Annotated in this window: 13 protein-coding genes; 8 read left to right on the top strand and 5 right to left on the bottom strand. The window is 66.5% G+C overall.

The genetic code is table 11. The features are described 5' to 3' along the window. Positions 1-109 precede the first annotated feature (109 nt). From Sa4125_RS21730 to lpdA, 7 genes are all read left to right on the top strand, one after another. Positions 110-3,094: a 2-oxoglutarate dehydrogenase E1 component gene (locus Sa4125_RS21730; protein WP_224001589.1), complete on the top strand. Its 2,985-nt coding sequence runs from the start codon at positions 110-112 to the stop codon at positions 3,092-3,094. A gap of 77 nt (positions 3,095-3,171) precedes the next feature. Next, entirely contained in the window at positions 3,172-4,428 is a 1,257-nt protein-coding gene (gene odhB / locus Sa4125_RS21725; protein WP_224001587.1) for a 2-oxoglutarate dehydrogenase complex dihydrolipoyllysine-residue succinyltransferase, read from the top strand. Between the two features lie 21 nt (positions 4,429-4,449). Then, the gene (locus tag Sa4125_RS21720; protein ID WP_224001585.1) at positions 4,450-4,854 is read left to right on the top strand and encodes a hypothetical protein; all 405 of its coding nucleotides are present in this window, start codon (positions 4,450-4,452) and stop codon (positions 4,852-4,854) included. Beyond that, a complete protein-coding gene (locus Sa4125_RS21715; protein ID WP_224001583.1) occupies positions 4,838-5,170 on the top strand; it encodes a pentapeptide repeat-containing protein in 333 nt (110 codons plus the stop codon). The genes Sa4125_RS21720 and Sa4125_RS21715 overlap by 17 nt, the downstream gene beginning before the upstream one ends. 7 nt (positions 5,171-5,177) lie before the next feature. Next, on the top strand, positions 5,178-5,933 hold the full coding sequence (locus Sa4125_RS21710) for an SDR family oxidoreductase (protein WP_224001581.1): 756 nt from the start codon (positions 5,178-5,180) through the stop codon (positions 5,931-5,933). An 88-nt stretch (positions 5,934-6,021) separates the two neighbouring features. Continuing rightward, on the top strand, positions 6,022-6,423 hold the full coding sequence (locus Sa4125_RS21705) for an MAPEG family protein (RefSeq protein ID WP_224001579.1): 402 nt from the start codon (positions 6,022-6,024) through the stop codon (positions 6,421-6,423). 47 nt (positions 6,424-6,470) lie between these two features. Continuing rightward, a complete protein-coding gene (gene lpdA / locus Sa4125_RS21700; protein ID WP_224001577.1) occupies positions 6,471-7,889 on the top strand; it encodes a dihydrolipoyl dehydrogenase in 1,419 nt (472 codons plus the stop codon). 106 nt (positions 7,890-7,995) lie between these two features. Here the strand turns inward: lpdA and Sa4125_RS21695 are convergent, their stop codons facing one another. From Sa4125_RS21695 to Sa4125_RS21675, 5 genes are all read right to left on the bottom strand, one after another. Next, positions 7,996-8,133: a hypothetical protein gene (locus Sa4125_RS21695; RefSeq protein WP_224001575.1), complete on the bottom strand. Its 138-nt coding sequence runs from the start codon at positions 8,131-8,133 to the stop codon at positions 7,996-7,998. 155 nt (positions 8,134-8,288) lie between these two features. Continuing rightward, positions 8,289-9,401, bottom strand: coding sequence for a TraB/GumN family protein (locus tag Sa4125_RS21690; protein WP_224001573.1), 1,113 nt, complete (start codon positions 9,399-9,401; stop codon positions 8,289-8,291). A 265-nt stretch (positions 9,402-9,666) separates the two neighbouring features. Next, positions 9,667-10,677 (bottom strand): radical SAM protein, encoded by a 1,011-nt coding sequence (locus Sa4125_RS21685; RefSeq protein ID WP_224001571.1) that lies wholly within the window; start codon positions 10,675-10,677, stop codon positions 9,667-9,669. Between the two features lie 31 nt (positions 10,678-10,708). Then, positions 10,709-10,993 (bottom strand): hypothetical protein, encoded by a 285-nt coding sequence (locus Sa4125_RS21680; protein ID WP_224001569.1) that lies wholly within the window; start codon positions 10,991-10,993, stop codon positions 10,709-10,711. Positions 10,994-11,181: 188 nt separating this feature from the next. Continuing rightward, entirely contained in the window at positions 11,182-12,153 is a 972-nt protein-coding gene (locus Sa4125_RS21675) for a tyrosine recombinase XerC (RefSeq protein WP_224001567.1), read from the bottom strand. 192 nt (positions 12,154-12,345) lie between these two features. Here Sa4125_RS21675 and Sa4125_RS21670 point away from each other — a divergent pair, with 192 nt between their 5' ends. Further along, positions 12,346-12,780 (top strand): OsmC family protein, encoded by a 435-nt coding sequence (locus tag Sa4125_RS21670; RefSeq protein WP_224001565.1) that lies wholly within the window; start codon positions 12,346-12,348, stop codon positions 12,778-12,780.

The following is a 12,780-nucleotide window of genomic DNA, read 5'->3' as shown; positions in this document are numbered from 1 at the left end:
CGCACTGCGTGGATCCGGGACGAGACGAGGTGCAGCGCGGGGCAAGGGGCCCCCGCCGCGCGTAACCCAGACTGAAGGAGACGGCGTCCCGACGGCGCCGCGACACACGATGGCACGCAATACCGACAACGACGCGCTGGCGATGACTTCCTTCCTGTATGGCGGCAATGCCGACTATATCGAGGACATGCATGCCCGCTACCAGACCGATGAGATGTCGGTCACGCCGGAGTGGGCGGATTTCTTCCGCGAGCTGAAGGACGACAAGGCGGCGGTCATCAAGAGCGCCGAGGGGGCCTCCTGGACGCAGAAGAACTGGCCGATCGCGGCCAATGGCGAGCTCGTCTCGGCGCTCGACGGCGATTGGGGCCAGGTCGAGGCGAAGGTCGCCGGCAAGGTCAAGGAGAAGGCCGAGAAGGCGGGAGCGCCGCTCAGCCCCGAGGACGTGACGCAGGCGACGCGCGATTCCGTGCGGGCCATCATGCTGATCCGGGCTTTTCGCGTGCGCGGCCATCTCCACGCCAAGCTCGATCCCCTTGGCATCGCCGACCAGCCGGACGACGACTACAACGAGCTGTCGCCCAAGGCCTATGGCTTCACCGAGGCCGACTACGACCGCAAGATCTTCATCGACAACATGCTCGGCATGGAGTTCGCAACGCTCCGCCAGATCGTCGACATCCTGACGCGGACCTACTGCTCGACGTTCGGCATCGAGTTCATGCACATGTCGAACCCGGCCGAGAAGGCCTGGCTTCAGGCCCGCATCGAGGGTCCGGACAAGGGCGTCGCCTTCACCCCCGAGGGCAAGCGCGCCATTTTGAACAAGCTGATCGAGGCCGAGGGCTTCGAGAAGTTCATCGACGTCAAGTACAAGGGCACCAAGCGTTTCGGTCTCGACGGCGGCGAGTCGCTGATCCCGGCGCTGGAGCAGATCATCAAGCGCGGCGGCCAGCTCGGCCTGAAGGAGATCGTCTTCGGCATGGCCCATCGCGGCCGGCTGAACGTGCTCTCCCAGGTGATGGCAAAGCCCCATCGGGCGATCTTCCACGAATTTTCGGGCGGCTCCTACAAGCCCGAGGACGTCGAAGGCTCGGGCGACGTGAAATACCATCTCGGCGCTTCGTCCGATCGCGAGTTCGACCAGAACAAGGTGCATCTGTCGCTGACGGCGAACCCCTCGCATCTGGAAATCGTCAACCCGGTCGTGATGGGCAAGGCGCGCGCCAAGCAGGACGCGCTCGTCGGCGGCACGCGCACCGAGGTCGTGCCGGCAGAGGTCCGGGCGCAGGTCCTGCCGCTCCTCATTCACGGCGACGCGGCCTTCGCCGGCCAGGGCGTCGTCGCCGAGTGTTTTGGCCTGTCGGGCCTGCGCGGCCACCGCGTCGGCGGCTCGCTGCATTTCATCATCAACAACCAGATCGGCTTCACGACGAACCCGCGTCTGTCGCGCTCCTCGCCCTATCCGTCGGACGTCGCCAAGATGGTCGAGGCGCCGATCTTCCACGTCAACGGCGACGATCCGGAAGCGGTGGTCTACGCGGCGAAGATCGCCACCGAATTCCGCATGCAGTTCCACAAGCCCGTCGTCATCGACATGTTCTGCTATCGCCGCTACGGCCACAACGAAGGCGACGAGCCGGGCTTCACCCAGCCGATCATGTACCGCACGATCCGCAACCACCCGACGACGCTGGAGCTCTATTCCAAGAAGCTGGTCGAGGAGGGCACGATCAGCCAGGCGGACGTCGACGCCCGCAAGGCGGAATGGCGCGCGCATCTGGAAGCGGAGCACGAGGCCGGGCAGAGCTACAATCCGAACAAGGCCGACTGGCTCGACGGCGCCTGGGCGGGCCTGCGCCGCGCCGAGCAGGAGGACGAGCCGCGCCGCGGCGTCACCGGCGTCCAGCTGAAGTCGCTGAAGGATATCGGCAAGAAGCTGTCGGAAGTACCGGAGGGGTTCGAGGTCCACAAGACCATCCAGCGCTTCCTCGACAACCGCTCGAAGGCGATCGAGACCGGCGAGGGCATCGACTGGGCGACCGCCGAGGCTCTGGCCTTCGGCACGCTGGTCACGGAAGGCTCGCCTGTCCGCCTGTCCGGACAGGATTCCGAGCGCGGGACGTTCTCGCAGCGTCATTCGGTCCTCTACGACCAGCGCGACGAGACGCGCTACGTGCCGCTGGCGAACCTTGCCAAGGGCCAGGCGATCTACGAGGTCATCAACTCGATGCTCTCGGAAGAGGCCGTGCTCGGCTACGAATACGGCTATTCGCTTGCCGAGCCGAATGCGCTGACGCTCTGGGAGGCGCAGTTCGGCGATTTCGTCAATGGCGCGCAGGTCGTCATCGACCAGTTCATCTCGTCGGGCGAGGCGAAGTGGCTGCGCATGTCGGGCCTCGTGATGCTTCTTCCGCACGGCTACGAGGGCCAGGGGCCGGAGCATTCCTCCGCGCGCCTGGAGCGGTTCCTGCAGCAATGCGCGCAGGACAACATGCAGGTCGCCAACGTCACGACGCCGGCGAACTATTTCCACATCCTGCGCCGGCAGATGAAGCGCGACTTCCGCAAGCCGCTGATCCTGATGACGCCGAAATCGCTGCTGCGCCACAAGCGCGCCGTCTCGAGCCTGTCGGAAATGTCGGGCGACACCTCGTTCCATCGCCTTCTCTGGGACGATGCCGAGATCAAGAAGGACGGGCCGATCAAGCTCGTCAAGGACGCCAAGATGCGGCGCGTCGTGATCTGCACGGGCAAGGTCTACTACGACCTCTTCGAGGAGCGCGAGAAGCGCGGCGTCGACGACGTCTACCTCCTGCGCCTCGAACAGCTCTATCCCTTCCCGGCCAAGGCGCTGATCGGAGAACTGGCTCGCTTCAAGCAGGCCGAGATCGTCTGGTGCCAGGAAGAGCCGAAAAACATGGGCGCCTGGTCGTTCATCGACCCCTATCTGGAATGGGTGCTGGAGCATATCGGCGCCGAGAAGCGGAAGGTCCGCTACGCCGGCCGCGCCGCCGCGGCCTCTCCCGCCGCCGGCACCATGTCAAAACACCTGTCGCAGCTGGAGGCCTTCCTCGAGGAAGCCCTCGGCTGACGCCGTCCACCCTATCCCTAGTCTTTCGTGATGCGCGAAAGCTTTCCTGGCAGACCCTCGAAGAGATCGATCATCCGATGAGCACCGAAATCAAAGTTCCGACGCTGGGCGAATCCGTCACCGAGGCGACCGTCGGCCAGTGGTACAAGAAGGTCGGCGACCGCGTCGAACTCGACGAGACCATCGCCGAACTCGAGACCGACAAGGTGACGGTGGAAGTGCCAGCACCGGCCGCCGGCATTCTGGAGGAAATTCTCGTCAGGGACGGCGAGACGGTCGCGGCCGGCTCGCTCCTCGGCTCGATCGGCGAGGGCGGGACGGCATCAGCCGGCGCCGCGGCGCCTGCCAAACCTGCAGCGGCGCCTGCCCCGGCGGCAGCGGCGCCCGCCGCCGCACCGGCGGCGGCAAAGGTCGAGGCCCCGTCGGCTCCCGCGCCCACCGCTGGCAGCATGCCGCCGGCGCCTTCGGCGCAGAAGCTGATGACCGAGAACAGTCTCTCCGACGTCGACGGTTCGGGTCGTCGCGGGCAGGTGCTGAAGGGCGACGTCCTTGCCGCCATCGCCCGCGGCCCGTCTTCCGCGCCGTCGGAAAAGGCGCCGGCCGCCGCCCGCGCGCCGTCCTCGGCCGAGGACGCGCCGCGCGAGGAGCGCGTGAAGATGACGCGCCTGCGCCAGACCATCGCCCGCCGGCTGAAGGATGCGCAGGACACCGCCGCCATGCTCACCACCTTCAACGAGGTGGACATGTCGGCGGTGATGACGCTGCGCACCAAGTACAAGGACCTGTTCGAGAAGAAGCACGGCGTGAAGCTCGGCTTCATGGGCTTCTTCACCAAGGCCGTCTGCCATGCGCTGAAGGAGATCCCGGCGGTCAATGCCGAGATCGACGGCACCGACCTCGTCTACAAGAACTACGCCCATATCGGTGTCGCGGTGGGCACGCCGAAAGGCCTCGTCGTGCCGGTGGTGCGCGATGCCGACCAGATGTCGATCGCCGAGATCGAGAAGGAGATCGGCCGCCTGGGTCTTGCCGCGCGCGACGGCAAGCTTGGCATGGCCGACATGCAGGGCGGCACCTTCACCATCTCGAATGGCGGCGTCTATGGCTCGCTGATGTCGACCCCGATCCTCAACGCGCCGCAGTCGGGCATCCTCGGCATGCACAAGATTCAGGAGCGGCCGGTGGCGATCGGAGGCCAGGTGGTGATCCGCCCGATGATGTACCTGGCGCTTTCGTATGATCACCGCATCGTCGACGGCAAGGAGGCGGTGACCTTCCTCGTCCGCGTCAAGGAGAGCCTCGAGGATCTGGAGCGCCTGGTCCTCGACCTCTGAGGATCGGCAAGGGGGTCGCGGATGGAAGCGCTGGTCGCCCTGTCCGAGATTCTCCGCAATTTGGCGCTGACGGCGGCTGCCGCCGTCGGCGCATGGCTCGCCTGGAAGAAGCTCGGTCCCGAGACGACACAAGCGGGATCGGCGGTGTTTCAGGCGACGCTGGCGCGCCGGGCTCATGTCATGGAGCTCTTCAATCGCGCCGCGGGTCAGCTCGGCGACGAACGAATGGAAGTCCGGCTCGCGGCAATCTATATTCTCGGCGAGACGGTCGCCGACTTCCCGGATCTTGCGGGGCCGGTCTTCAAGCTGCTCGAGACGCATCTCGATGCGACCATGGCGAACTTTGATGGAGAGAATGCGCCGCCTGATGCCCGGGCTATCGCGGAAGTCCTGAGAAGGAGGATGAATGATGAGTTCGGTGCTTGAGCGACGAACATCTCTGCCCCACAGGTTTCACTTCGAAGGCACGGTCCTGCGCACGCTCGACCTGACGGGCGTCAATCTCTCATATGCCAATCTGAAACGCGCGGATGCGCGTGACGCAATTCTCGTGCGCGCCAATTTCGCCGACGCAGACATGGCCGGCATGGACCTTCGCGGCGCCGATCTCACCGGTGCAAGGAACCTCACCGTCGAGCAGCTTCTCGGTGCTATTTTCGACGAGAGTACCAGACTGCCGGCTTACATCGATCGTGCCCGACTGTCGGTTCGTGTCGGCATCTCCGAGCCCTCCATCATTTGAGTAGTCAATGTCACAAGTCATGATCATCACCGGCGGCAGCCGGGGCATCGGCGCTGCTACCGCGAAGCTTGCTGCAAGCGCGGGATACGCCGTCGTGGTCAACTATGCCGCCAATTCGGCCGCGGCCGCCGCCGTCGTCGGCGAGATCGAAGCGTCCGGCGGCCGCGCCGTCGCCGTTGCCGGCGATGTCGGGGTCGAGGCGGACATCCTGGCGATCTTCGCCGCCGCCGACAGGCTCGGAACCCTCGCCGTCCTCGTCAACAATGCCGGCGTCGTCGACCTGCCGTCATCCGTCGCCGAGATGAGCGCCGAGCGGCTGGAGCGCATGTTCCGGATCAACGTCATCGGCAGCTTTCTGTGCGCGCGCGAGGCGATCAAGCGTATGGCCGTGTCGAAAGGCGGCGCCGGGGGCGCGATCGTCAACCTCACCTCGGCCGCGGCCAAGCTCGGCGGTCCCGGCCAGTTCGTCGACTACGCCGCTTCGAAGGGCGCAATCGACACCTTCACCGTCGGCCTCGCCAAGGAAGTGGCCCTCGAAGGCATCCGGGTCACGGCCGTGCGTCCGGGCATCATCGAGACCGACATCCATGTCTCCGGCGGCACGCCCGGCCGCGTGTCCGAGATGACGCCGAACCTGCCGATGAAGCGTCCCGGCACCGCCGACGAAGTGGCCAAGGCGATCCTCTGGCTCGCCTCGCCCGAGGCCAGCTACTCCACCGGGGCGATTCTCGACGTGTCCGGCGGCCGCGCGATCCTGCCGTGAGGCGCGCCGGGGCATGCGCCCGGATCTATCCGAGCGTGACCGCGGCGGCGACCGGTCTGCCGGCTGAGCCTCAATCGAAGGACAGACAATGACCACGCCGCTCCCGATCGAACTGACGATCCTCGCGCTCTCCGTCCTGCTCCTCTTTGTCCACATTTCGCTGCAGGGCATGCTGGCGACGCGCGAGCGGGGCTCTGCCTGGAATGCCGGCCCGCGCGATGGCGAGATGCCGCCCCTGAAGCCTCTGGCCGCCCGCGCGGAACGTGCGCTGGCAAATTTCAGGGAAACCTATCCGGCCTTCGTCGCGGCGGTTCTCGTCGTCGTCGTTTCCGGCCGCACCGGCGGCTGGTCGGAGGCCGGCGTCTGGCTCTGGCTGCTGGCTCGCCTCGCCTACATCCCGCTGTACCTCGCGGGCATCCCCTATATCCGAAGCCTCGCCTGGATCGCATCGGCGATCGGCATCGTCCTCGTCCTTTCGCAGCTGCTCTGAAATCCCCACATCCGCTTCAACAAGTCCGGCAAATCAAGAGAACATCAATGGCTGACAGCACCCTCTACGATCTCGTCGTCATCGGCTCCGGCCCCGGCGGCTATGTCGCGGCGATCAAGGCGGCGCAACTCGGCCTGAAGGTGGCGGTCGTCGAAAAACGCGCGACCTATGGCGGCACCTGCCTGAATGTCGGCTGCATCCCGTCGAAGGCGCTGCTGCACGCTTCGGAAATGTTCGCCGAGGCCGGCCATTCCTTCGGCGAGCTCGGGATCCAGGTGTCGCCGACGCTGGATCTGGCAAAAATGCTGGAGCACAAGGACAAGACGGTGAAGGCCAATGTCGACGGCATCGCCTTCCTGTTCAAGAAGAACAAGATCACCGGCATCACCGGCACCGGCTCGATCAAGGCGGCCGGCTCGGTCGAGGTCGCCAAGGCGGACGGCTCGACCGAGACGCTCTCGGCCAAGGCGATCTGCATCGCCACGGGCTCGGAAGTCGCCGGCATTCCCGGCGTCGACGTCGCCTTCGACGGCCAGGTGATCGTCTCCTCCGACAACGCCATCGCTCTCCCCAAGGTGCCGAAGACCATGGTCGTCGTCGGCGGCGGCGTCATCGGCGTCGAACTCGGCTCGGTCTGGTCGCGCCTCGGCGCGAAGGTGACCGTCATCGAATATCTCGGAAAGCTGCTCGGCAGCATGGACGGCGAAGTCTCCGCCCAGTTCCAGAAGCTCATCGCCAAGCAGGGTATCGAGGTGAAGCTCAATGCCAAGGTCACGGGCGTCGAGCGCAAGGGCGAGGGGGCCTCTGTGACCTTCGAGCCGGTCGCCGGCGGCGCGGCGGAGGCGATCGACGCCGATGTCGTCCTCGTCGCCACCGGACGCCGCCCCTTTACCGCGGGGCTCGGCCTCGAGGAACTCGGAATCGCGACGGACCGCGCCGGCCGGATCGAGATCGACGCGCATTTCCAGACGAACGTTCCGGGCATTTATGCCATCGGCGACGCGGTGCGGGGGCAGATGCTGGCGCACAAGGCGGAGGACGAGGGTGTCGCGCTGGCCGAAATCCTTGCCGGCCAGGCCGGGCATGTGAACTACGGCGTCATTCCCGCGGTCGTCTACACCGCGCCGGAGGTCGCCTCGATCGGCCGGACGGAGGAGGAACTGAAGGCCGATGGCGTCGCCTACAAGGTCGGCAAATTTCCCTTCACCGCCAATGGGAGGGCCCGCGCCATGCTGGCCACCGACGGGTTCGTGAAAATCCTGGCCGACAAGGACACCGACCGGGTGCTGGGCGTCCATATCCTCGGACACAATGCCGGCGATCTCGTGCACGAAGCGGCCATCCTGATGGAGTTCGGTGGCTCGGCCGAGGATCTCGCCCGCACCAGCCACGCCCATCCGACATTGTCGGAAGCGGTGCGCGAAGCGGCGTTCGCTGCCTTCTCCGGCAAGCCGATCCACGCCTGAGAAAATACGGGCCGCGCCGGCGGCTCACGAAACGACAAAGGCCCGGGCCTGCCTTCGCAGGATCCGGGCCTTTGCCTGTCTGGAGGACAGGGTCGGTCGTTGCAGATCAGCTCTCGTCGACGGTCTGCGTGGTCACGACAGGCGGCGTCTCAGCCACGATCTTCTGCGAGCAGGGATAGGCAAATGCCGAAGTGGCGAAGCTCACGAGACCGAGAGTGAGGACGGCGGCAGAAATCTTCTTCATGTCGTCTGGTCCTTCCATGGTTGGGCACTGCCGAGAATATGAACTGACGGCTTAGATGCGCAAGTCGCAGGCACTTCACGTTGTGGTGCAGTTGCAAGGACTGCGCGAACCGCCGCGGTCCGACCCTCCGTCATGACGAGCGAGCCTTGGTGACGTCAGTCGAGTCGCGTGAGACGATACCCCTTTGCCCGGAGCAGGGCGACGAGGCCTTCGTCGCCGGGAAGATGCAGGGCGCCGACGGCGACAAAGGCGCCGCCCCGTTGCAGCAGCGGCTCCAGCCGCTCGGCCATCAGGTGGTTGCGATCGGTCACAAGGCGTTTCTCGAAGGCGGCGGCGTCGCGGGCCGCTGCGGTGCTGTCCGGCGGCAGTATGGCCTCCGCCAGCGGCGCAATCAGCGCGATGCGGCCACCGAGATAGAGAAGCGTCATCGTCTCGAACAGATCGGGCAGACGGTCGCCGAGGGCCAGCGTCGACAGAAGGCTCGAAACCTGCAGGTCCATCGACATCGACGCCAGCGCCTCGAGTTGCTCGGCGCCGCTTTCGAGGCCGAGAACCGGCTTTCCCTCTGCCTTGGCGAGGGCTGCGAGCGCGAGGTCGAGAGGGCGCTCGCGACGTGCCAGGCGTTGGGTTTCGCAGGCCGGCAGCATCAGGCTGACGGCGAGAAACCACGGCTGCAACGTCTCGACCGAGGCCGGCGGGACTCCCCGCCGTTCCAGACCCTCCGCCACGGCAGCGGCCTGCGGCGCGGTCAGGCGGTCGCCCATCGTCTGGCCTTGCGGCAGATAGAGGAGGTCCGGCCGCGCCAGGAGTGCGGCCGTGGTCGCAGCCGGGTCGAGGCTCTCGGTGGTCTCGATCACCAGCGTCTCGGCCGCGCGGAACTCAGCCCTGGCTCGTGGCCCGGGGGCCAGCCGCTTGTCGCTGAGATGCATGGTGCCGAAAAGCGTCGATGCGGCGATGCCCTCGTGCTCGATCCGGTAGAGCTTGCCGCGGCCATTCGCGATGCCCGCGGCGGCTTCCTCCATCGCCGCGTAACGGCCGCTGCGAACGAGTTCGGGGATCAGATCGCGGCCACGACACGGGGTCGCCGCCGAGACATTTCCGTCGATTGCCGGCGTCGCCGGGACGTCGCCTTGGGTTTTCGCGAGGGCCGTGGCGCCCCCGGCGGAAAGAACAAGCGCCGAGACGAAAGGAAAGACCCAACGAAGCAGCGGTTTGAAGGAACTGGAAATCTGGAAAACTCCGCTCGTCTCCACCTGCCGGATGGACATCGCGGCCGGCCCGGCCGCTGGCGGCAACAAAAGCCGGGCCGATGCCGCGGGTCAAGCGAGGGCAGTCCTCGGGCGTTGCCATCCGGCCCAGCGCCCCGCGGTGCACCTGCCCCGGCTCCGGGGACGGGCCGTCCCCGGAGACCGCCGCCGCAACCCGCTCACATCTAGAGCGCCGGGCGAAAAAGTGGGAACCGGTTTTCGCCGTATCCGGCGCGGCAACTTAAAAGCCGGCGTTTCGCGCGGTCCCGGAAAATCGCCCGAAACGCTAGAGCGCCGATGTCGCGGCGGACGCTGCCGTTCCGGCTTCTGCTGTCTTTGGACCGGGGAGGCCATAGAGCGGGCATCCCATGCTGGCAGCCTCGCCGGAAAGGATGCCGCGAACCCACGGCCGGAACCGTTCGTGATCGATTGCGAGGGTTCCATCCTCGCGCAGTGTGCCGACGGTGTTGCGCGGATCGTCGAAGGCCACGGTACATTTGGCGATCCGGCCGTCGGCCCGCACCACCAGGGAATTGGGCAGCGCGGCGTAGCAGGCGATCGGCCGGGCCCGTTCCTCTTCCAGCCCGGCCTGGCGGATCCTGTCCTCCAGCGGGGCAAGAACGGCCTTGTTGTCGATGAAGTCCAACCCGCCATCGGCGGGCCCGCCCAGGCGCTCGATCGCCTTGATGTAAAGCGAGATCCGTCCGCTCGGTGGAGAGAGCGCGGCGAGTCGGTCGATCAGCCGGGCGAGCGATTCCAGATTGGAGGCGCGGGCGTGCAGGCGCAGGGCGAGGCGGAAGTCGAGATCGGTGCGCAGCGCCGCCTCGACGTGACCGAGGATGACGTCGAAGGACCCGCCGCCACCCTTGCGCCGCCGTGTCGCGTCATGTTCCTGCCGGTCTCCGTCGAGCGAGATCTGGAACAGCCGGATCTCGCGGTCGACGAGGCGGCGAAGGGTCCGCCCGTCCAGCCTGAAGCCGTTCGTCGACATGGCCGACGTGAAGGCAAGGCCCGGCGGGCGATGGGCAAGGATGAAATCGTTCACGCGCTCGACGATGTCGAGCGCCAGCGTCGGTTCGCCGCCGAACCAGCCGATGTTGAGCGAGCGCAGTTTTGGCAGGCGTTGGGCCAGAAGCCTTGTGATGCCCGTGATCGTCGCTTCGGCCATGCGGCCGAGGACGAAATCCTCGTAACAGTAGACGCACCGGAAGTTGCATTTCTCGGTCGGCATCAGGATCAGGTCGAGACGGTCCGCGGCCAGGCCGCGGGCCCGCTCATGGTCAAGGACGCTCGCCATTGCCCGGCTCCGCTCCCGTGGGTTGCGCCTGCTACTTGCAGCCGCAGTTGGTGTCCCAGAGGCTCGAGCCTCCGCCGGCGTCGCGAGACAGGCTTTTCACCCGGTCGACCACGCCCTGGCCCCGGATCTCGACGGAGCCGTCGGACTCGATGGAAATGTCTTCTGGATGCACGAAGCCGAGTTTCTCGGCCATTTCGGCGAGAGCCACCGCGTTCTTCTTGACGAGGCTGTTGGCCAGCGCCTTGCCGCCGGCGCCATGCACGACGATCCTGTCGGCTTCGACCCGGACGTCGTCTGTGGTGATCTTGGTTGCCATTCCATCCTCCAGGTTGTGAAATACATCTAGAAGTTGATATCAAAGCCCGGCAGTCCGATCAAGCGAAAACGGTTGTGCGGCGCAGGACGAGATGGTCCGGCGCGACAGGCAGCGCCACTCGCACCGGACGAAGAAAGGCCGGCGCCGGGAAGACGTCGATTGTCGTTCGGGCCCGCGTCAGGCCAGATTCAGGACGCTGGAGCGTCAGACGGCCGCCGCCGCGCGCGCGGATGGGCGCTCTCATAGATCGTCATCAGCCGGTTCTGGTCGACGGCGGTATAATTCTGCGTCGTCGACAGCGAGGCGTGGCCGAGAAGATCCTGGATCGTTCTGAGATCGCCGCCCGCGGCAAGGAGATGGGTGGCGAAGGAATGGCGCAGCGCGTGCGGCGTCGCGGTGTCCGGCAGGCCGAGCGCGCCGCGCAGCTTCTGCATCTCGCGCTGGATGATCTGCGGCCTTAGCGGCCCGCCGCGGTGACCGCGAAACAGCGGCTCGCCCGCCACGAGATCATACGGGCAGAGACGGCGATAGTCGGCGACACCGGCCAGGACGGCCGGCAAGAGCGGCACCAGGCGCGCCTTGCCGCCCTTTCCGGTCACCGGCATCGAGCGGGCGCCCGGATCCGACAAAGCATTCCCGGGCAGGTCCAGCGCCTCGGATATGCGCAGACCGCAGCCGTAGAGGAGCGTCAGCACCGCGACGTTGCGGGCCGAGATCCAGGGCTCCGTGCCGAGCGCGCCGGCGTCTTCGGAGAGCTGCAGCGCATCCGTGACGCTGAGCGGCCGCGGCAGGTTCTTGGCTTGCCTGGGCGCGCGCATCGCCTTGGCGCCGGCGGCCGAGGCAAGGCCCCGGCGTTCGAGATGCCGGATGAAGGAGCGCACGCCGGCAAGCCCGCGCCCCAGCGTCTTTGCGCCCGCGCCGTCGCGGCGGCGGGCGGCGAGGAAGGCGCGCAGGTCCACCGGTCTCAGATCCTTGAGATCGGCGGTGTCGGCCGGGCGCCCGTGATAGCCCGTCAGGAAGGAGAGAAACTGCCGGAGATCGCGCTCATAGGCCTCGAGCGTATTGGCTGCAGACCGCCGCTCCTCTTCCAGAGCCCTGAGCCAGGCGGTCTTTTCCGCCAGCAGCGCGGGCGAGGCATTGACGAGGAACGTCTCGGACATGCAGGTCCTCTCAGAAATCCGCCGGGGGCAGAACGGGATGGCGCAGGATAGGCGCCGCCGGCCTCGATGGCGAGGATTCATCACCCTTGCGTGGGACGGGTTAAAATGGCGGCGAACATTCCTAGATCTGGCAACGACCGTCCGGGAAAAATCCGGACTGGCGCGATCCATCCAACGCGATAGGAAAATTCCATGAAACGTCACGCAACCGCGGTCTGGCACGGCGCACTCGGCGACGGCAAGGGCGACATCACCACGCAGTCCGGCGCGCTCGATCACCACGGCTATTCCTTCAAGGCGCGATTCGAGGATGACAGCGGCAAGTCCGGCACCAATCCGGAAGAGCTGCTCGCTGCCGCACACGCCGGCTGCTTCGCCATGCAGCTGTCGCACTTCCTCGCCGAGAACGGCACGCCGGCGGAGACGCTGGAAGCGATGGCACTGGTGACGGTCGATCAGGTCGAGGGCGGATTCGAGGTGAAGTCCAGCGCCATCACCCTGAAGGGCAAGGTCCCGGGCATCGACGATGCGACATTCCAGGAACTCGCCGAAAAGGCGAAGGCCGGCTGCCCCATTTCGAAGGCGCTCGGCGCCATCAGCGTCACCCTCGACGCCCAGCTGGCGTAA

Origin of the sequence: Aureimonas sp. SA4125, from assembly GCF_019973775.1 — a bacterium.
Taxonomy (GTDB): domain Bacteria; phylum Pseudomonadota; class Alphaproteobacteria; order Rhizobiales; family Rhizobiaceae; genus Plantimonas.
This window is presented reverse-complemented; position numbering and strand designations above follow the sequence as displayed.